The 19,024-nt window shown below is 72.2% G+C and carries 17 protein-coding genes and 1 pseudogene; 13 read left to right on the top strand and 5 right to left on the bottom strand.

Going from position 1 to position 19,024, the window contains the following annotated elements:
• Positions 1-61 precede the first annotated feature (61 nt).
• From ACFPA8_RS11135 to ACFPA8_RS11125, 3 genes and pseudogenes are all read left to right on the top strand, one after another.
• Entirely contained in the window at positions 62-940 is an 879-nt protein-coding gene (locus ACFPA8_RS11135; protein ID WP_386446119.1) for a potassium channel family protein, read from the top strand.
• 277 nt (positions 941-1,217) lie between these two features.
• A complete protein-coding gene (locus ACFPA8_RS11130) occupies positions 1,218-2,027 on the top strand; it encodes a class I SAM-dependent methyltransferase (RefSeq protein WP_386446117.1) in 810 nt (269 codons plus the stop codon).
• Positions 2,017-2,592 (top strand): annotated as a pseudogene (locus tag ACFPA8_RS11125) (TVP38/TMEM64 family protein); the annotation flags it as partial. The gene ACFPA8_RS11130 and the pseudogene ACFPA8_RS11125, both read left to right, overlap by 11 nt.
• A gap of 141 nt (positions 2,593-2,733) precedes the next feature.
• On the opposite strand, the gene ACFPA8_RS11120 reads toward ACFPA8_RS11125, so the two are convergent.
• Positions 2,734-3,348, bottom strand: a complete 615-nt coding sequence (locus tag ACFPA8_RS11120) for a CDP-alcohol phosphatidyltransferase family protein (protein ID WP_386446115.1) — start codon at positions 3,346-3,348, stop codon at positions 2,734-2,736.
• Between the two features lie 147 nt (positions 3,349-3,495).
• On the opposite strand from ACFPA8_RS11120, the gene ACFPA8_RS11115 reads away from it, so the two are divergent.
• The 9 genes from ACFPA8_RS11115 to ACFPA8_RS11075 all read left to right on the top strand — a co-directional run bounded on the left by ACFPA8_RS11115 (position 3,496) and on the right by ACFPA8_RS11075 (position 12,020).
• Positions 3,496-4,749, top strand: coding sequence for an ABC transporter substrate-binding protein (locus tag ACFPA8_RS11115; RefSeq protein ID WP_386446112.1), 1,254 nt, complete (start codon positions 3,496-3,498; stop codon positions 4,747-4,749).
• Entirely contained in the window at positions 4,746-5,603 is an 858-nt protein-coding gene (locus tag ACFPA8_RS11110; RefSeq protein WP_386446109.1) for an ABC transporter permease subunit, read from the top strand. The genes ACFPA8_RS11115 and ACFPA8_RS11110 overlap by 4 nt, the downstream gene beginning before the upstream one ends.
• On the top strand, positions 5,600-6,589 hold the full coding sequence (locus ACFPA8_RS11105) for an ABC transporter permease (RefSeq protein ID WP_386446106.1): 990 nt from the start codon (positions 5,600-5,602) through the stop codon (positions 6,587-6,589). The genes ACFPA8_RS11110 and ACFPA8_RS11105 overlap by 4 nt, the downstream gene beginning before the upstream one ends.
• Positions 6,586-7,644, top strand: a complete 1,059-nt coding sequence (locus tag ACFPA8_RS11100; protein ID WP_386446103.1) for an ABC transporter ATP-binding protein — start codon at positions 6,586-6,588, stop codon at positions 7,642-7,644. Before ACFPA8_RS11105 ends, ACFPA8_RS11100 begins: the two co-directional genes overlap by 4 nt.
• Positions 7,645-8,029: 385 nt before the next feature.
• Complete coding sequence (locus ACFPA8_RS11095; RefSeq protein ID WP_386446100.1) at positions 8,030-8,587, top strand: DoxX family protein; 558 nt, start codon at positions 8,030-8,032, stop codon at positions 8,585-8,587.
• A gap of 64 nt (positions 8,588-8,651) precedes the next feature.
• A complete protein-coding gene (locus ACFPA8_RS11090; protein WP_386446097.1) occupies positions 8,652-9,041 on the top strand; it encodes an Rv1678 family membrane protein in 390 nt (129 codons plus the stop codon).
• Positions 9,031-10,155, top strand: coding sequence for an acyl-CoA dehydrogenase family protein (locus ACFPA8_RS11085; RefSeq protein ID WP_386446094.1), 1,125 nt, complete (start codon positions 9,031-9,033; stop codon positions 10,153-10,155). Before ACFPA8_RS11090 ends, ACFPA8_RS11085 begins: the two co-directional genes overlap by 11 nt.
• Before the next feature lie 67 nt (positions 10,156-10,222).
• Positions 10,223-11,032 (top strand): Rv1680 family SBP-like protein, encoded by an 810-nt coding sequence (locus ACFPA8_RS11080; RefSeq protein ID WP_386446091.1) that lies wholly within the window; start codon positions 10,223-10,225, stop codon positions 11,030-11,032.
• Positions 11,033-11,036: 4 nt separating this feature from the next.
• Positions 11,037-12,020 (top strand): Rv1681 family radical SAM protein, encoded by a 984-nt coding sequence (locus ACFPA8_RS11075; protein WP_386446088.1) that lies wholly within the window; start codon positions 11,037-11,039, stop codon positions 12,018-12,020.
• A 29-nt stretch (positions 12,021-12,049) separates the two neighbouring features.
• Here ACFPA8_RS11075 and ACFPA8_RS11070 read toward each other — a convergent pair whose 3' ends face one another.
• From ACFPA8_RS11070 to ACFPA8_RS11060, 3 genes are all read right to left on the bottom strand, one after another.
• The gene (locus ACFPA8_RS11070) at positions 12,050-13,504 is read right to left on the bottom strand and encodes a radical SAM protein (protein ID WP_386446085.1); all 1,455 of its coding nucleotides are present in this window, start codon (positions 13,502-13,504) and stop codon (positions 12,050-12,052) included.
• A gap of 205 nt (positions 13,505-13,709) precedes the next feature.
• Positions 13,710-15,113 carry a dihydrolipoyl dehydrogenase family protein gene (locus ACFPA8_RS11065; protein ID WP_386446082.1) on the bottom strand — a complete coding sequence of 468 codons (1,404 nt, stop codon included), beginning with the start codon at positions 15,111-15,113 and terminating at the stop codon, positions 13,710-13,712.
• Between the two features lie 101 nt (positions 15,114-15,214).
• The gene (locus ACFPA8_RS11060) at positions 15,215-16,471 is read right to left on the bottom strand and encodes a saccharopine dehydrogenase family protein (protein ID WP_386446081.1); all 1,257 of its coding nucleotides are present in this window, start codon (positions 16,469-16,471) and stop codon (positions 15,215-15,217) included.
• A 258-nt stretch (positions 16,472-16,729) separates the two neighbouring features.
• On the opposite strand from ACFPA8_RS11060, the gene ACFPA8_RS11055 reads away from it, so the two are divergent.
• Entirely contained in the window at positions 16,730-17,857 is a 1,128-nt protein-coding gene (locus ACFPA8_RS11055; RefSeq protein ID WP_386446078.1) for an aminotransferase class V-fold PLP-dependent enzyme, read from the top strand.
• Between the two features lie 83 nt (positions 17,858-17,940).
• Here ACFPA8_RS11055 and ACFPA8_RS11050 read toward each other — a convergent pair whose 3' ends face one another.
• Positions 17,941-18,669 (bottom strand): DUF4097 family beta strand repeat-containing protein, encoded by a 729-nt coding sequence (locus tag ACFPA8_RS11050; protein WP_386446075.1) that lies wholly within the window; start codon positions 18,667-18,669, stop codon positions 17,941-17,943.
• Between the last annotated feature and the right edge of the window lie 355 nt (positions 18,670-19,024).

Raw genomic sequence — 19,024 nt, 5'->3', positions numbered from 1 at the left:
GGCGTCCTCGCGGGAGAGCCCCCGCGAACACTCCACTTGAGCTCCGGGTGGGAGGAGCGGCATGGGCTGGTTGATCTCGCTGACCGGCGTCGCACTCGTCCTCGGCGCCCTGCGGGACCTGTTCCACACGCTCTGGCATCCGACGCGCAGAGGGGGAGTCAGCCGTGTCGTCATGACGGCGTTGTGGCGGCTGTCCCACGCCTTCCCCGCCCGCAGAGGCGTGGCCGAACTCGTGGGGCCGCTCGCGCTGGTGACCGTGGTCGGCATGTGGGCCTTCACCATCGCCCTGGGGTGGGCGATCGTCTACTTGCCCCACATGCCGGAGGAGTTCACCTTCGCAGCGGGGCTGGAACCGGGCGAGCGCACCGGCATGCTCGATTCTCTCTACCTGTCCCTGGCCACCGTGACCACCCTGGGCCTGGGAGACATCGCGCCGAACGCCGGCTGGCTCCGGGTCGTCGCACCGCTGGAGGCACTGGTCGGGTTCGCTCTGCTCACGGCCGCCGTCTCCTGGGTGCTGGAGATCTATCCCGCTCTCACCCGCAGACGGAGCCTGGCGCTGCGACTGGCCATGCTGCGTCGCGTCGAACCGTCGCCACAGCAACTGCAAGGCTCGGCCAGCGCCCGTCTCATGGAGAGCCTCGCCGCCGAAGTCGCCCGTATCCGCGTCGACTTCACCCAGTACGCCGAGGCCTACTACTTCTACGACGGTGACGAAGACCTGTCACTGGCCGCCATGATCGGCTATGCCGAAGCCCTCGCCAGGCGGGGGCCTGCGAGTGAGCGTGAGGACGTACGGATGGCCGCCGCCGTACTGGGCCACACCCTGGAAGATCTCGCCGTCACTCTGGACGAGCGGTTTCTCCATACGGGTGGAACGTCGACGGAGGTCTTCGCCGCGTACGCCAGCGATCACGGCCGGCTCCCCGGCCGGTCGTGACCTCCGCTTCACCGGCTCCGGCGCTCTTCGCCACCCGGCCGAGTAGCGTGTCGTCCCCGGTCACCTGCCCAGGACCACCCACCACGGACGTCCGCCTTTCGCAGCTCCGCCCGGCCCCGGTGGCCGGGGCCCTCTCCCGCGAGTCGCCGGGAGAGGAAGGCGGGAGGCACCGGGGGTGGGTTTCCGGCGGCACGTGACCGCTGGACGGCGGCGAATCTGCTGCTCCCGCGGGCCGGCGGCGGCCCGTCGCGGAGTGACCCAGGAGAGGAATGCCCTTGTGCATGAGCAGGAGTGGCGGCACTACGTCGCCCGGTATCACGACACCCGCTCCGGCATCACCGAACGTCTCTTCCAGCAGCTCGACGCCTCTCCCTACAGGTGGCTGGCCGGCTCGCTGCGGCCCGAGGGTCCCGTTCTCGACCTGGCGTGCGGATCGGCTCCTCTGCGCGCGGTGCTTCCTGACGCGGACTGGGCCGGCATCGACTCGTCCACCGGCGAACTCGCCCGGGCCGCAGGGCAAGGACGCGGCCCGCTCGTACGGGGCAGTGCCGATGCCCTGCCCGTAGCGAGCGGAGCCGTCGACGCGGTCTGCGCGTCGATGTGCCTTCCCGTTCTCACCCCGCTGGGTCAGGTGCTGGACGAGGTCCGGCGCGTCCTGCGACCTGGCGGGATGCTCGCGGTGCTCGTCCCGGCGCGGATGGGACCGATGCCGTCCGGCCTGCTGGGCTGGCTGCGGGTGATGTGGGCGCTCCGGGCGGTGCGCCAGTCCTGGCCCAACCCCGAGGCCTGTGACAACGCCGCCGCCGTGCTGCGCCGGGCCGGATTCCTCGTCGAGTCGGACGAACGCCGTGTCTTCAGGCTCCCGTTGGAGAACTCCGAAGACGCGAGCCGCCTGGTCGACGCCCTGTACCTGCCCGGCCTGACGCCGCAGCGCGCGGAGGCGGCCAAGAGCGCCCTCGGCGACTGGGCAGAGCCCGGCCGGGCCCTTCCGCTGCCGCTGCGCCGTGTCGTGGCCAGGACTCCGGATCACCGCAGTACGCCGTCGTCGACGCGCGCCCGGACCGGCGGAGGCAGGCATGAGCAGTGACGGATCCGCGTCCTCGTCACGGGACGGTCGGGAGCGGGCCGCCGTCGAACGGCGGGGTGCTCTCGTCCGGCTGCTCGTCCTCGTGCTGGTGCTGGCCGCGCTGGGCAGTTGGGTTGCGGCGGGTGGCGGACGGTTCCTCGTCGGTCTCACCCGCCAGGTGGACTCCCTGGGCTGGTGGGCCCCGCTGGTGTTCGCGCTGTGCTACGCGATCGCGGTGTCCGCCCTCTTTCCCGCTTCGGTGCTGACCGCATCGGCGGGGGCGCTGTTCGGCGTCCCGCTGGGAACGGCGGTGGTGCTGGCCGGGGCGACCGCCGGAGCGGCGCTCTCGTTCGGGCTCGCGCGCTGGCTGGGGCGCCCGGCGGTCGCCCGGTACGCCGGTACGGGACGGCTGGCCGGGCTCGACGCGCATCTGTCCCGGCGGGGGTTCGGGGCCGTACTGGTGCTGCGTCTGGTGCCGCTGTTCCCCTTCGCAGTCGTCAACTACGGTGCGGGCGTGGCCGGAGTGCGCTTCGTGCCCTATCTCACGGCGACGGCCCTCGGGATCGTGCCGGGCGTCCTCGCCTACACGGGACTGGGCGGCTCGCTGCACGACCCGTCCTCACCAGTGCTGTGGACCGCGCTCGCGGGACTGCTGGCGCTGAGTGCGGGCGGCGGCTGGGCGGCCCGGCGGGTCGCCGCGCGCGCCGGCAGCGACACGGCCGGGGAGTCAGCGCAGTCGCCGGTATCCGGTGACGACCCGGTGGACCGCCGTGACGCCGACGGCCCCGGCCCATACCCACGCGACGGTGTGGGCGATGCCCGGAAGCAGACACCACAGCGTGTGCACGGCAATGGTCTCCGTGCCCTCGGTCAGCCCGCCGAGGAAATTGAGTGACCTGCCACGGGAGAGCCGGTCGTCCTCCACTTCGCGGCGTCCGGCCCGCTCCGCGATCGACGAGAACGCCAGGAACGCGGTGCCGTTGACGTAGTAGGCGAGCAGTACGACGAGGAACGGCAGGGCACTGCCGCCCACCCCGACGGCGACACCCACGACGAAGGCTCCGTAGACGAGGAAATCCGCGGTGATGTCGAGGAAGCCGCCCGCGCCGTCGGCCCCCCGGCGGCGGGCGAGGGGCCCGTCCAGGCCGTCGGCCAGCCGGGAGAGCAGCCAGAGGACCGCGGCCGCCGCCCACCAGCCGGTCGCAGCACAGCCCGCGCCGGCCAGGCCGAGGACCACCCCTGCCGCGGTGAGCCGGTTGGGCGTGACCCCCGGCCGGTCGAGGCCGGCCGCTGCCCGCTCCAGCGGGCCGGTCAGCGCCGCCCGTGCCTGTACGTCCAGCATCCTGCATCCCTCTCGTCCCGGGCCGTGCAGGACCGGATCGCCGGAACCTGCGCCGCTGTGCCGTCACCCCGAAGGGAAGCCTCCCACCGCCCCGCTGTGTTCCACTTCCGGCAAGGATTCGTCGGAGTCCGGCAAGGAGAATCTTCGATGCGGATACCGAGGCGGGCCGTAACACGCCCGGCTGCGGCGTGGAGCGCCCTGGCCGCGCTGCTGCTGTCGGCGTGCTCGGCGGGCGGCGGTACACGATCCCAGGAGGCACTGCCGAAGAACTGGGACGAGTTGCGGGCCGCCGCCCGCGGCCAGACCGTCAACCTGTTCATGTACGGCGGGGACGACGGCGCCAACTCCTACATCGACGAGGAGGTCGCGCCGGCCGCGAAGAGGCGCGGCATCTCCGTCAAGCGCGTGCCGGTCGCCGACACCCAGGACGCCGTACAGAAAGTGCTCGGCGACAAGCGGGCCGGCAGGAACAGCGGCGGCGCGGTGGACCTGGTCTGGGTCAACGGAGAGAACTTCCGCACCGGCAAGCAGGCCGGGCTGTGGCTGTGCGGCTACACCGGCCTGATGCCGAACCAGAAGTACGTCGACGACGAAGACCCCACGATCACACAGGACTTCGGCACTCCGGTGGACGACTGCGAGACCCCGTGGAGCCGCGCCCAGTTCGCCTTCGTCCACGACGCCGCCGAGGTGCCCGAACCGCCGCGCACCATGCGGCAGCTGACGGACTGGATCGCCGAGAACCCCGGTCGCTTCACCTATCCGGCACCGCCGGACTTCACCGGCTCGGCCTTCGTACGCCAGGTGCTGCAAGCCTCCGCACGCGGCAACTCCCGAGTCCCTGCCCGGTACAGCCGCAAGGCGTACGACAGGGCGGCACCCGCCCTGTGGAAAGAGCTGAAGAAGCTGTCGCCGAAGCTGTGGCGCAAGGGCGCGACCTACCCCAAGGACGAGTCGGCGCTGAACGACCTGTTCGCCGACGGGGAGGTGGACATGGCGATGACTTACGGGCCCGCCCAGGTGCCGCGCCTGGTGGCCAAGGGGAAGTTCCCCGCCTCCACCCGCGTCTTCGTACCGGAGGAGGGCACGCTGGGCAACACCAGCTACCTCGCGGTGCCCGAGAACGCCGCGCATCGTGAAGCCGCACTCGTGCTGTCCGACCTGATGCTCTCTCCCCGGCTGCAGTACGCGAAGGCGCGGCCGAACGGCTGGGGCGCCTACTCCGTTCTGGACCGCGAGCGGCTGCCCGGCGTGTGGCGGAAGAAGTTCGCTGCGATCAAGACCCCGGAGACGGTGCTGCCTTTCGACGAACTGTCCCGCAACGCCGTGCCCGAGCTGAGCGGTGAGTGGGTGGCCCCCCTGGACGCGGGCTGGAAGCGGCACGTGCTGGGCGGCCGGTGAGCCGCCGCGTCGCGGGGCTGCTGCTGGTCGCTCCCGCACTCGCCGTCGTCGCGCTCGCGGGCACCGGCTTGGTGTACGCGGCGCGCGGCAGCGTGGCAGACGGCCTCGGCGGCGGCTGGAACACCACCGCCTACCGGGAGTTGCTCACCGACCCGGTGATCCGGGAGTCCCTGCTCACCAGCCTCTGTATCGCGTCCGTCTCCACTGCCGGGTCGGCGCTGCTCGCCCTGGGAGCGGTGGGCGCGGTGAGCACCGTGCGTGGTGCGCGGAGAGCCTTGGACGCGGTGGCGCGGGCCACCCTGGCCGTACCGCACGTCCTCGCCGCTGCCGCGTTCGCGTTGCTGCTGGCGGGTTCCGGGCTGGCCTCCCGGCTCGGTCACGCCGTGGGACTGACCGGGGCTCCCGCCGACTTCCCCGTCCTGGTCGCCGGCGAAGGGCAGACGGCGGTCCTGCTCACCTATGCCTGGAAGGAGGCTCCCTTCATCGCGTTGCTGCTGCTTGCCGCGCACACTCCCGCCGTACGGGATCTGGAGACCGCTGCGCGCACACTGGGTGCGGGACGCCTGCAGCGGCTGCTGCGCGTCACGTGGCCGCTGCTGGCACCGGCGCTGGTCGAGGCGTGTCTGCTGGTCTTCGCCTTCACCTTCGCCGCGTTCGAGGTGCCCGCTCTGCTGGGTCCTTCCGCTCCGCGGGCACTGCCGGTCGAGGCGGTGGAGCTGTACCGCTCCGTCGAACTGGCGGACCGGCCACGTGCCCTGGCGCTCGCGATCGTCACCGGCGCCGTGGTCGCTCTGGCCGCTCTCGCCGCCGCTGTGATCTCCCGCCGGCTGCTTCGCGCGAGGACTCTCCCGTGAGCAACCCTGACGTGCTGATGCCGCGGCAACCGCCGGACGACGGTGACAGCGGCGACGGCAGCCGGGCGAGCCCACCTGCGGCACACCGGACTCGCGACGCGGTGCCGCGCGGCCGGCTCCGGGGCGCAGGCAGAACAGCGGGCTTCGTCGTCCTCGTCCTCTGGGTGGTGGCACCTCTGCTGCCGCTGCTGGCCTGGGCGTTCACCCGCCGATGGGTGTACCCGGGGCTGCTGCCGCAGGAATGGTCGCTCGGAGCGTGGACGGACGCGGCCGACCCCCAGCGGGGCGTCCTGGCGGCGCTGGGCACCTCGCTGGGCCTGGCCCTGTTCACCGCCGCCACCGCCACCGTGCTCGGCGTGCTCGCCGCGCGTGGCCTGGCGCTGCACGCGCCGCCGGCCGCTCCCCTGCTGCGGCTGCTGCTCCTCGCCCCGGTCCTGGTCCCGCCGTTCGCGCTCGCCGTGGGCGTGCAGGAGATCTTCATCCGCCTCGGGCTGTCCGACCAGGCGCTGGGGGTGGCTCTGGTCCACCTCGTCCCCGCGCTGCCGTACACGGTGCTGACCCTCGTCGGGGCCCACGCCACCTACGACGTCCGCATGGAACAGGCGGCGCGTACGCTCGGGGCCTCGCGTACGGCCGTGGTGCGCCACGTCGTACTGCCCGCACTCGCGCCCGCACTGCTGGCCGCGGCGACTCTGGCGTTCCTGGTGTCCTGGGGCGAGTACCTGATGACGGTGCTCGTCGGGGGCGGGGTGGTCACCACACTTCCGCTTCTGCTGTTCTCCACGGCCTCGGGCAGCGGCAACCAGGCCCTGACCGCCGTCCTGGGCGTTCTCGTCGTGGCACCGCCGGTCCTGCTGTTCGGCGTGGCCGCCGGGCTGCTGCGCCGCCGCCGGGCCCGCTGGGCCGACCCCGCGCGGACCGCGGCGTACCCCGGCAACCACCGAACGCACACGACCAGCGAAGCGGAACCCGACTCGTGGACATGACTCCGAGCCCCACCTGCGACGGACTGCGCCTGTCCGGAATCACAGCCGGACACCCGGGCCGCCGCACACCGGTTCTCGAAGACCTCGAACTGGAGGTCGCCGACGGTGAACTCCTCGCCCTGCTCGGCCCGTCCGGCTGCGGCAAGACGACGACCGTGCAAGTGGCCTCCGGGCTGCTGCCCCCTTCGCGCGGCACGGTCGAACTGGGGGGAAGCGACGTCACCCGTACGCCCCCGGAGCGCCGCCGCACGGCGGTCGTCTTCCAGCAGCCGCTGCTGCTGCCGCATCTGACAGCGGTGGACAACGTGGCCTTCCCCGCCCGCGTCGCCGGCCTCGGTCGCCGGGAAGCGCGCATCAAGGCGCACGAACATCTCCAGCACCTTGGGGTCGACACGCTCGCCGACCGGTATCCGCGGCAGTTGTCCGGCGGACAGGCCCAACGTGTCGCCCTGGCCCGCGCACTTGCCGCGCGGCCTCGCGTCCTCCTCCTCGACGAACCCTTCAGCGCCCTCGACACCGGACTGCGACACCAGATGCGCGACCTGCTCAGCGCCGTTCAGCGCGAACTGCGCCTCACCACGCTCCTGGTCACACACGATCAGGCCGAGGCCGCGGCCGTCGCCGATGCCGTCGCCGTCATGCACGACGGGCGCATACTCCAGCGCGGCGCACCCGCCGAGCTGTACGCACGGCCCGCCTCCCGCACCGTGGCCCGGTTCCTCGGCTGCCACACCGCACTGCCCGGAACGGTCACACAGCGAGGCCGATTCCGCTGCGCGCTGGGCGACTTGGCGCTACCCGCCGCGGTCGGACACCGCGGTCCGGGCTGGCTGGTCGTCCGTCCCGAATCCATCACCCCCGGCGACGGCGAGGACTCGGTACCGGCCGTCGCCCGGACCGCACGGCCGGAGGGCGCCTTCACGGCCCTGACCGCCGACACCGCGGCAGGTGCGGTCCACGCCCTGCTTCCGCCGGGCCCGCACCCGTCGGCGGACGAACCGATCCGGCTGCGGCTGCCTCTGGCCCACCGCTGGGTCGTCGCGGACAGCCCCTGACCGCCGCTCAGCCATGTCCCTGCCGGACCGTGCGGGGCCCGGACGACGGTGGTGCAGACCCGCCCCGCGCGGGGTTCGCGCCGACGGCGTCTCGCTCATGTCGTGCCGCTCACACCCGAGTTGGGCTGCCGGCAGGACGGTGGAGGTGGGCGCTCGACGCCGCCGCCCGCCGCTTCTTCCACCGCCGCGCACCGTCCTCAGCCGTCCTCAGTACCGGCCTTGCGAACCGCTGCCGCTGTTTCAAGGCCGGCGAGGGCGAATTCAGCCGTTCGTGTTCGGTAATGAGCGCGCCTCTTGCGAGGGGTGCCGGGGCGTGAGTCGATCGGGGTGGTGAGGAGGGGGCGACGGGCCGCCTCCCGCGACCGGAGAGCAGGGGCAAGTTCGTATGGATGTGCCGCGCAGCACCACGAGTGCGACCGAGGAGCAGTTGGACCTCGGAGCCTCGCGGCTCTCCCGGGTTCTCATCGGGGTCTGCCGCGTCGCGGTCGCGCTGATGTGGATCCAGAACGTCGCATGGAAGCATCCGCCGGACTTCGGGAACGACACCGACCCGCCGCGTGACCTGTACAAGTGGACGCTCAACGGGGTGGAGCACGAAGTCCTCGGCGTATGGGCGTGGTTGACCGAGCACGTGATCCTTCCGAACTTCCTGGTGTTCGCGTGGGCGGCGTACCTGGTGGAGGCGTGCCTGGGGGCCTTCCTGCTGGTGGGTCTGGCCACCCGCCTGTGGGCGCTGATCGGGCTGGCGCAGACGACGGCGATCACTCTCTCGGTGCTGTACGCACCGCACGAGTGGTTCTGGGCCTACATCCTCATCTACGTGGCGCATCTGGCCCTGTTGGCCACGGCAGCGGGCCGCGCTCACGGCGTGGACGGTGTGCTGCGTCCGGTGTGGCGGCAGCGGGGCGGCAAGCTGTCGCGTCTTCTGCTGCGCCTCTCATGACGTCCCGAACCGTGAATTGCACGGTCCGCACAACAATCCATAAGACGGCCCGATGGAGGTTCCGGTGAGGTCACCACGTTCAGCGGCCGCCCGCGCGGCGATCGTGCTGGGGCTGGGTGCCGCGTCGAGCACCGTGCTGGGGATCGCCGACACCTCGCCGTGGCGGTTCATCGCCCTGGACGGGACGGGAACGCTGATCCTCCTCGCGCTGGCCGCCCTGGCCGTCGTCGCGGGTGTTCTGGCGCTGCCCGGTCTGATCGCGCTGGCCGGTGCCGCGTTCGTGGCGATGGCCGTGGTGCAGCTGATCCAGCTCGGCTGGGCGGACACGAACCTGATGGGCGGCAACGGCTCCACGATGGCTCTCCTGCTCGGCTTCGGCGTCGGCCTGCTCGCCCTCGCTCCCGCACCGCCCGCCCCTCGGCAACCCGAAAGGCAGCCCGCAGATGAATCTTGACAGCACGCTGCAGCCGGTCCTGGCCACCGCAGCCGAGCACGCAGCGGACGTCGACGCGGAAGGCCGCTTCCCGGCGGAATCGGTCTCGGCTCTCGCCTCATCCGGCCTGCTGGGCCTGACCGTTGGCGAGGAGGACGGCGGACTGGGCGGCGGCCCGGAGCAGTTCGCCCATGTCTCGTCCGCGTTGGCTGCCGTCTGCGGTTCGACGGCGATGATCTACATCATGCACGTCTGCGGCACCATGACGGCGCTGGCCGCTCCACCGTCCGGGCTGCCCTCCCTGCCGTCCGATCTGGCGGCCGGCCGGACGCTCGCGACGCTGGCGTTCAGCGAACCGGGGTCACGCTCGCACTTCTGGGCCCCCGTCTCGCAGGCGAAGCGCGACGGCGGTGGGGAGGTCGAGTTCACCGCCGACAAGAGCTGGGTGACTTCGGCGGGACACGCGGGGCTGTACGTCACCTCGGTGCTGTCGGCCGACGAGCCGGGCGGCATCGACCTGTTCGCCGTCACGGGTACGGAGCCGGGGGTGAGCGTCACCGGTGCCTTCCGCGGCCTGGGCCTGCGCGGCAACGAGTCGGCGCCGATGCGTTTCGAGCTGACGGCACCCGACGACAGGCGGATCGGCCAGGCCGGCGGGGGCTTCGGCATGATGACCGACACGGTCATGCCCTGGTTCAACCTGGGCAACGCCGCCGTATCGCTGGGCCTGGCACGGGCGTCGTTCGACGCGGCCGTACGGCATACCGGCGGCGCCACGTTCCAGCACCTCGACCAGACGCTTGCCGATCTGCCCACCATCCGGGCCCGGTTGGCCCGCATGTCGCTGCAACTGGAGGCCGCCGGTGCCTACTTGCACAAGACGGCGGCGAGCATCGCGGCGCCCGACGAGACGACCCCGCTGCACGTCCTCGGGGTCAAGGCACTGGCGAACGACACGGCACTGACCGTCACCGAGGACGCCATGCGGGTGTGCGGCGGCGCCGCGTTCTCCAACCACCTGGCCATCGAGCGGTACTTCCGCGACGCCCGCGCCGGCAGCGTCATGGCTCCCACCGCCGACGCGCTCTACGACTTCTACGGCAAGGCCATCACAGGGCGGCCCGTCTTCGGCTGAGCCGTCACACCGCACCCTCGACTCCCCACTCCCCAGTCCCCGCTCCACACCGGAACAAGGAGACGTCATGGAACCGCTCGTCGTAGGAGCAGTGGCCTACGCACCCAACATCGTGCCCATCTGGGAAGGCATCCGCGACTACTACCGGTCGGCACCGGTCGAGACGGACTTCGTGCTGTTCTCCAACTACGGCCGTCAGGTGGACGCGCTGCTGGCCGGCACCATCGACGTCGCCTGGAACACCAACCTGGCCTGGGTGCGTACCGTCCTGCAGAGCGAGGGCCGGGCGCGTGCGCTGGCCATGCGCGACACCGACCTGGGCTTCCGCACGCACCTGGTCTGCCGCGCCGGTGCCGGACTGCGCGGAGTGGGCGACCTGAAGGGGAAGAAACTGGCCCTGGGCAGCCGCGACTCCGCGCACGCGGCAATCCTGCCGCTGCACTACCTGCGCCGCGAGGGCATCTCGGACGGGGACGTCGAACTCCTGCGCATCGACAGTGATCTGGGCAAGCACGGCGACACGGGCCGCAGCGAACTGGACGCCATCCGGGCCGTGATGGAAGGCGAAGCGGACGCCGCGGCGATCGGCGTCACCACGTGGGAGTCCATCGGGCGCGACGAACTCATGCCGGACGCCCTGCAGGAGTTCTGGACCAGCCCTGCCTACTGCCACTGCAACTTCACCGCTCTGGACACCCTCGATGCGGACCGTGCCGAGGCGTGGACGGCCCACCTCCTCGCCATGGACTGGAACGACCCCGGGCATCGCAGGATTCTGGAGATGGAGGGCCTGAAGCAGTGGGTCCGTCCCGAACTCGAGGGCTACGACGACCTTTTCGAAGCAGTCGAGGAACAACGCATCCCGGCGCACTGGTGATTCCGTGCTGATACTCGAACTGGTCGGGAAAATCTCCTCGGTGGCGGACGGAGACCGGATCACCCTGCCCGTCGGCTCTGCGGCGGACAGGGAACTGGTGGCCGCATGGTGTAGGCGCACAGGCAACACACTGGTGGCCGCGGACGACAGCAGCGTCACCGTACGCCGCGGACGTCCCACCGATCCCATCGCCGAGCTGCCGCCGGACCGCCGTCCCGGAGCCCGCCTGTGGCTGTACACCAACTTCGACTGCAACCTCGCCTGCGACTACTGCTGCGTGCGCTCGTCCCCGCAGACGGCGCGCCGCGCGCTGGGTACGGACCGGGTCCGCCAGATCGCCGAAGCAGCACCCGGCGCCGGGATCTCGGAGATCCTCCTCACCGGCGGCGAACCCTTCCTGCTGCCCGACCTCGACCGGATCGTCGCCCACTGCACAGCAGCACTGCCCACCACCCTCCTCACCAACGGCATGCTCTTCCGCGGACGCCGGCTCCACATGCTCCGAGCCATGCCCCGCGACCGGCTCACGCTCCAGATCAGCCTCGACTCGGCCACCCCCGGACTCCACGACTCCCACCGGGGTGAAGGCACGTGGGCCAAGTCCGTCGCCGGCATCCGCACCGCCCTCGACGAGGGCTTCACCGTACGGGTGGCCGCCACACTGACCACGAACGACCGGCACGAGGAAGCCGGACTGCGGACATTCCTGGACACCCTCGGCATTCACCGCCGCGACCAGGTGATCCGTCCGCTCGCCCACGAAGGCGCGGCCGAGAACGGCCTGCACCTGACCTCCGAGACCCTCATCCCCGAGATCACCCTCACCGCCGACGGCGTCTACTGGCACCCGGTGGCGGCGGACAACGACGCACAACTGGTGACTCGCGACATCTTCCCCCTGGGCGCCGCCGTCGAACTCGTCCGGGAGAAGTTCCGCGGCTACCGGGAACACGCCGACTCCGCCGCGCGCACCTTTCCCTGCGCCTGACCACCGAAGCCGGCGGACCGTACGCGGCGTCAGCGAACGTCGCTCGGCGGGGCCGTTGCCGCCCGCTGCCCGGTGGATCCGGCGGTCCTGGGGCCGCGGGTCTCGATCAGCGGGAGCAGGGTGCGCAGTTCGGCGTTCTCGGCCTCGTCGAGTACCGCGTGCTGGACGCAGGCGGGGACGAGGGTGCCGTCCTCGGGGTGCGCCATGGCGTAGTGGCAGGCGGCCAGCCGTTCCTGGGCCCCGCGCAGCGCGGGATCGTCGGCGTGTACGCCGCGCTGCATCAACTCCCACGCGGGCGCGACGACTTCGGCGTCCATGAACTGGTGCATGACGAACGTCACCGGCCGGACACGGAAGCGGTGCCGGGCCAGCCGCAGCAGGCCCACACGGCGGACGGTCCGGCCGAACCAGCTCAGCGCGGTCAGGGCGGTGGACGGATGGCGCAGCAGCACCCGTGTGATCCTGACGGCGAGCAGGCCGGGCGGGGTGCCGCCGAAGTTGACCTTCCCGAAGCGGCGGAAGAACGTGTCGCGGACCGCGAGATCGCGTCGGTCCTCGCCGCGCAGGAACGGATACCAGCGGCTGCCGACGTAGAAGCCGTAGGCAGTCCGGTTGCACCGCACATCGCCGTTCTCGAAGACCCGGTAGTCCAGCCGCGTTCCCGCGCCGCGTTCGATCTCCGCCCACACGGCATCCGGAGTGGCCTCGCGGTAGCGCTCCTTCCAGCGGCGCTCGTCGCCAAGGAAGGCGGCGGGCTGGAAGGAGAACATCCCGTACCCCATGTCCGCGCAGTCGCGTACGACGTCCGCGACCTCGTCCAGGTTGCCGGGCGTGACGGTCATGTTGTGGGCGAGGAAGAACCGCACACCGTGCTCCCGGCGCAGCCGCAGGAACATGTCCGCGAAGCGCCTGCGGTACGGGTCGAGTGCCTTCTCGCTGGGCGGGCGTTCGATGCCGCGCCGCCCGTACATGAACTTGTCGAAGTGCGCGGCGAACGACAGCCGCTCGAAGCGCCGTCTTCCGTCCCCGCCGAGGGCGAGGGCGGTGAGGTAGTCCTCGTCGAAGTCGCCGTGCGTGAAACTCATCGGTTCGCGGCCGTGCCGGCGCATGACGGCCAGAGCGGCGGCGTGGTCGTCGGGCGGCAGCAGGCTCACCTCGCCGCCGATCAGCTGGGCGTGTGCGTACGGGCCGCGCCGTTCGCGCAACAGCCGCATCTGTGCTGCGACTTGATCGCGGGTGTGGCGGCCGTCCACCCGCACCCGGTTGGCGTCGCGGGAGTGGTAGCAGGGGGTGCACTTCAGGTTGCACTTGGGGAAGACCCCGTGCGTGCCCTCGCAGCCGACGCCGTGCCGGCCCAGCACCTGACCGGGCGTCCTGACCACGTCCGGCAGTTGTGACCACCGCTCTTCCATGGCCTCCGCGAACTCCGGGTCGTACGGGCGGCTCGCTTGTGCGGCCGCGCGCAGCCGTGCCATCAGTCCCATCGTTCTCCTCCGGTCCCGCCGCGTGTGACGTGTCATCACTGCTGCCCTGCGCCCGCCGAAGGGGCCGTCGGGGCCGGGCGGACAGCCACACCACGCACACCGCCTCACCGGCCTGTCAGCGCCACCGCCACGACGGTCGAAGCCGCGCCCGCCGGTACGCCCGGCGCCGTCGCGGCCAGGAGCGCTCCGAGGGCGGGAAGCAGGATCATCCGCGCATCCTCTTCCGTACGTGCAGCAGTGCACCGGTGACGCGCCGAGCCCGCTCCAGCCGGGCGTGGACGCCGGTGAGCGCGGCATGCCAGGGGCCGTCGGCGTATGTGGGGTAAGGGTGGACGGTCCTGGCGTACTCCGAGGGCGTCCAGCCTTTCCGTACCGCCGCCGCCAGATGCGCGACGGTCTCGCCCGCCCGCGGGGCGACGACCGTGGCCCCGGCGATCCTCCCGCGCTTGTTCAGCACCAGCGTGGTGAAGCCGTCGGTGCGACCGTCGGTGACGGCGCGGTCGGACCGGTCGTGGTCCAGGGTGAGCGTCCGTTCCCCCGCGGTGGAGAGCAGGCCGACGCGGGCGACTTCCGGGTCGGTGAACGTCACCCACGGCACCGCCGGGTAGTCGATCCGGCGTCGCACACCCAGCAGCGCGTCGGTGGCCGCGGACGCCCCCTGGACCCCGGCGAGGTGTGTGAACGCGGACTTTCCGGTGACATCCCCGGCCGCGTAGATGCGGGGATTGGCAGTACGCAGCCGGTCGTCGGTCCGTACCCACCCATGCTGGTCGGCTTCCACTCCCGCCGCCGCGAGTCCGAGTTCCTCGGTGGCGGCGCGGCGGCCGGTGGCGGCGAGCAGCCGGTCGTACGGGACCGGGCCGCCCGGGCCGTGCACCGCGCCACCGGTGACCTCCTCGGTCCGGCAGCCGGTCAGCACTGTGACGCCCTCGGACTCCAGCCGCTTCCGCACCGACCGGGAGGCGCGCGGCTCCTCGTCCGGAAGCAGCCGGTCCAGCGCCTCGACGAGGGTGACCTGCGATCCGAGACGGGCGAACGCCTGCCCCAGCTCGCAGCCGACCGGCCCGCCGCCCAGCACCACCAGACGCTCCGGGAGCTCCGTCTCCGCCCACACGGTGTCGCTGGTCAGGGGTTCGGCTTCGGCCAGCCCGGGGACCGGCGCGAGAGCGGGGGACGAGCCGGTGGCGATCAGTGCATAGCGGAAGTCCACCTGTTGGCTGCCCTGTCCGCCGTCGATCCGCAGCGACCGCTCCGAGGTGAAGACGGCGTTCCCGTGCAGGACCTCGACGCCGAGCGGGCGGAGCGACTCGGCGGAGTCGTGCGGCTCGATCGCGGCGATCGCCTGCTCCACATGACCCATGGCCGCCGCCAGATCGGCACGGCCCCCGGGCGCCGGGTGCAGCCCGTACTGCCCGGCGCTGCGCGCGGCCTGCACCTGGCCGGCCACGTGCAGCAGTGCCTTGCTCGGCACACATCCGGTCCACAGGCAGTCCCCGCCCAGCCGCTCCCGCTCGACCAGCAGTGTGCGGGCGCCGAAGCGGCCCGCTGTGCGGGCGGCGGTCAGACCGGCGCTGCCGCCGCCGATCACCACCAGGTCGTACGTGCTCATCCGGCGTCCTCACTCCTCGGGTCGGGGCGGCTGGGGACCGCCGGGGTGCCGCAGCCGCCGGGACGCCGCACCGCGGGCCTGCCGGGCCCGGCAGGCCCGGGTCAGTAGGCGCGAACCGCGATGAACATGCCCGTCGAGCGCAGCCGGCCGACGAGAGCGTCACCGAGAGCGGTGGCCGGGGTGAGCACTCCGCCGTCGCTCTCCGGCAGGGCGGCGCGGTCCTGGACGAGGGCGAGGGCCGATTCGCCGAGCATGACGGCGGTGGCCTTGTAGCCGGGGTCGCCGTGGGCCTTGAAGCGTGCGGTGTAACGGGCGCCGGTCGTCGTCTCGGCGAAGGTGTCCAGCGTGAAGTGGCCCTTCTCGCGCGTACGCGGACCGGGACCTTCGCCCGGAGAGGGCAGGACCTTGTCCAGCAGAGGGCGCGTGGGCGGCAGCGCCAGCCCGGTGAAGAGGGCACCCATGACTCCGGCCGTACCGACCGCCAGCAGCGGGGAGAGCACCGGCGGCCCGGGGCGCATGGCCTCGCGGTAGCGGAAGCGGGCGCCGTAGGCGTGACCGCGCAGCGCGGCGCTGCGCCGGACGATCCGGGTGTTGAAGGGCGCCATGGGGAACGGTGCGAGGACGCCGCGCAGCGGGATGCCCGCTTGGGACGCACGGCACATGAACAGGTCGTCCTGGCGGCCGAGTTCGGGCTCGGCGGCGCGGTCGGGACTGAGGGTGTAGGGGTCCATGGCGAGCCGGCGGGCCTCGCGGTCCTGCTTCATCGTGTCGATCTGCTGCCGTACCGAGTCGATGGTGCCGCCGCTGACGCCGCCGCTGATCGCGGTGAGGACCGAGGTGGTGTCCGCCAGTTCGCCGCTGCCGTCGGCGCGGACGGCCTCGTGGAGCAGGTGGACGTTGATGTCGGAGGGGATCGAGTCGAAGCCGCAGGCGTGGACGATCCGGGCACCCGTGGAGGCGGCCGTGCCGTGGTGGGCGTCGATGCTCTCCCGGATGAAGAGCGCCTCCCCGCAGAGGTCGACGTAGTCGGTCCCGGCCCGTGCGCAGGCTCCGACGAGTTCACGTCCGTATCGCGTGTACGGGCCCACGGTGGTGATGACCACACGGGCCGCTCCGGCCATCTCCTCCAGCGCCGGACGGTCGCCGGCGTCGGCGACGATCAGGGGCCAGCGCCGTGCCTCCGCGCCGAGGCCCTCCCGTACGGCGACGAGCTTCTCCTCGCTGCGTCCGGCGAGCGCGATCCGCACTCCGTCGGGGGCCGTCCGGGCCAGGTGACGGGCGACCAGGCCGCCCACGAAGCCCGTGGCTCCGTAGACGGCGACGTCGATGTCGCGTGCGCGGCGATGAGAGCTGGTCATGAGCGTGTCCTTCCGGGTCTCCGGGCAGGCGCGGATGCGGGGGCACCTCGTGCCAACGTATCCGGACCGGCCCGCCCGGCGGGGGCGGTCCGGCGTCCGGTACGCCTTCTGCGGCGAGGACGGTGCCGCCGTGGACTCCCGCGCGCCCTCCAGCACGTACCGGCGGAGGGTCCCTCCGCCGGTACGGATGGGAATCGGGGGCCCACAGCCGGAAAGTCGGACTTCCGTCGGGGACCGGTGTGGCCCCAGGCTGAAGCCATGCAGAACAACACAGCCACCGCCGGGAAGGCGGAGCACCCCGGGGGTCTCTCCCGACTCGCCCTCGCGCAGGCGGAGTTCGACCCCGAGGTCGTCTACCTCAACACCGCTTCGCTGGGCCTGCCGCCCCGTCGTTCGCTCGACGCGCTGCACGGCGCGCTGGAGGAGTGGCGCGCGGGAAGGGCCGCCCCGCCTGCCTACGACGCGCCGCTCGCGGCGTCACGGGCCGCCTATGCCCGGCTGGTGGGCGTCGACCCCTCCTGGGTGACGGTCGGAAGCCAGGTCAGCGCCTTCGTCGGGCTGATCGCTGCGAATCTGCCCGCCGGAAGCCAAGTGCTCACCGCCGCAGGCGAGTTCACCAGTGTGGTCTTCCCCTTCCACGCGCAGGCGCCGCGCGGGGTCGAGGTGCGCGAGGTGCCCCTGGAGCGGCTGGCGGAGGAGGTGACTTCCCGTACCGCACTCGTGGCCGTCGCGGCGGTGCAGTCCGCGGACGGACGCGTCGCCGGCCTCGACGCCCTCACCTCCGCGTGCGAAGCGACCGGCACGCGCATCCTGCTGGACGTGACCCAGGCGGTCGGCTGGCTGCCCGTGGACGCGTCCCGCTTCGCCTACACCACCTGCGGGGGCTACAAGTGGCTGCTGGGGCCGCGCGGTACAGCCTTCTCGACCGTGCAGCCCGCGCTCGTGGACGAGATCATCCCGCACGGCGCGTGCTGGTACGCGGGAGACGAGCGGTGGGAGAGCCTCTACGGCGGTCCGCTGCGGCTCGCCCATGACGCCCGCCGGTTCGATCTCTCCCCTGTGTGGCATGCGTGGGTCGGCCAGGAACCCGCGCTCGAACTGCTCGCCGGGGTCGGTACGGACGCACTGCACGAGCACGCCCTCGGGTTGGCCAACCGGTTCCGCAAAGCCGTGGGGCTGCCGCCGGGCGACTCGGCGATCGTCAGCGTGGCGGTCGACGACGGCACGCACGGGCTGCTGGAGCGGGCGGAGGTCGTCGGCAGCGTGCGGGCGGGCAGGCTGCGCCTCGCCTTCCACGTGTACAACACCGAGGCCGACGTGGACCGGGCGGCGGAGGTGGTGGACGGGCACCTGGACATGGCAGCGGCGGACGGGCCGTCGGTCTGACGCGTCCGGCGCCCGCGGAGCGGTCCGGCGCCCCGTACCGTCCGGTGGCCCGGACCGCTCCGCGGGCGCCGGACGCCCTGCCGTCAGGACGACTTGACGGTGATTCTCCCGTTGCTCGTCTCAAGGTCGAGACGGTGGTCGCCGGACGGGTCGTCGGGTACGCCGATGCTCTTCCTGCCGTTGTCCGTCTCCGCGGAGACGTCGTAGCTCCCGTCCGGCGCGGTGACGGAGATCGCGCCGTTGGCCGTCCTGGCCCGTACGTCCTGCGGCGTGGCCAGGCTGACGTCGATCGCGCCGTTGGAGGTCTCGGCCCGCAGCCGGTCGCCCTTCAGGCCGCGGCCGTTGATGCGGCCGTTGGTGGTGTGCACGTCGACGGCGCCGTCCACGTCGTCGAGGTCGACGGCGCCGGTGTCGGTGCGTACGTCCACCCTGCCGACTCCGGAGAGACTGACCCCGCCGGTCGAGGTGCGGCCGCTGACGGGAATCCTCGGCGGCAGATCGACGGTGTAGCTCACTTCGCAGTCCCGGCCGCAGCCCCTCAGCACCAGCACGCCGTTCTCGACGCGGTGGGTGGCCTTCGGCTTGTCGCCGTTGAACTCGACCCGGCGGTGCAGGGCGACGTCGGTGACGGTCTGCTTGCTCCGGAGTTTCACACCACCCGTCCGGATGTCCAGGCGTACGGACGTGACCTTCTCCGAAAGGGTGACGTCGTCCTCGAATGTCTCATCGGGTACGAGCCCGCACGCGGTCAGCGCGCACGCGCAGGCCCCGGCCGCGATGAACGCCCCGAGGAGACGGAGCAGCCTGCGCATGATTTCTCCCGGTTCGATCAGAAGCTGCCCGGAATGGCAGCTTCGCGGTCTATGCCCGACGAGGCTATGGCACCGGCTGCGGTGCTGCCATGAGGCAACCCCCCGGTTCCGGCGAGGGGTTGCCCGTACGGACCGGGTACGGGGGAGGAGCACCGCGCAGGGCGGTACCGGCCCGCGCACGAGGCGTACGGGCCGTCAGAACCCCTGCACACGGCCCGTTCGAACCCAGGACCCACGGCCCGTCAGGGCCCAGGACCCACGGCCCGTCAGGTCCCCCGTTCACGTCCGTCGGGACCAGGGCCCCGGGTCTCCGGACCGAGACGGGTACGGCCCGCGGACCGATCCCTCGACCCCG

Source organism: Streptomyces ovatisporus (assembly GCF_042653885.1).
Taxonomy (GTDB): Bacteria; Actinomycetota; Actinomycetes; order Streptomycetales; family Streptomycetaceae; genus Streptomyces; species Streptomyces ovatisporus.
This window is presented reverse-complemented; position numbering and strand designations above follow the sequence as displayed.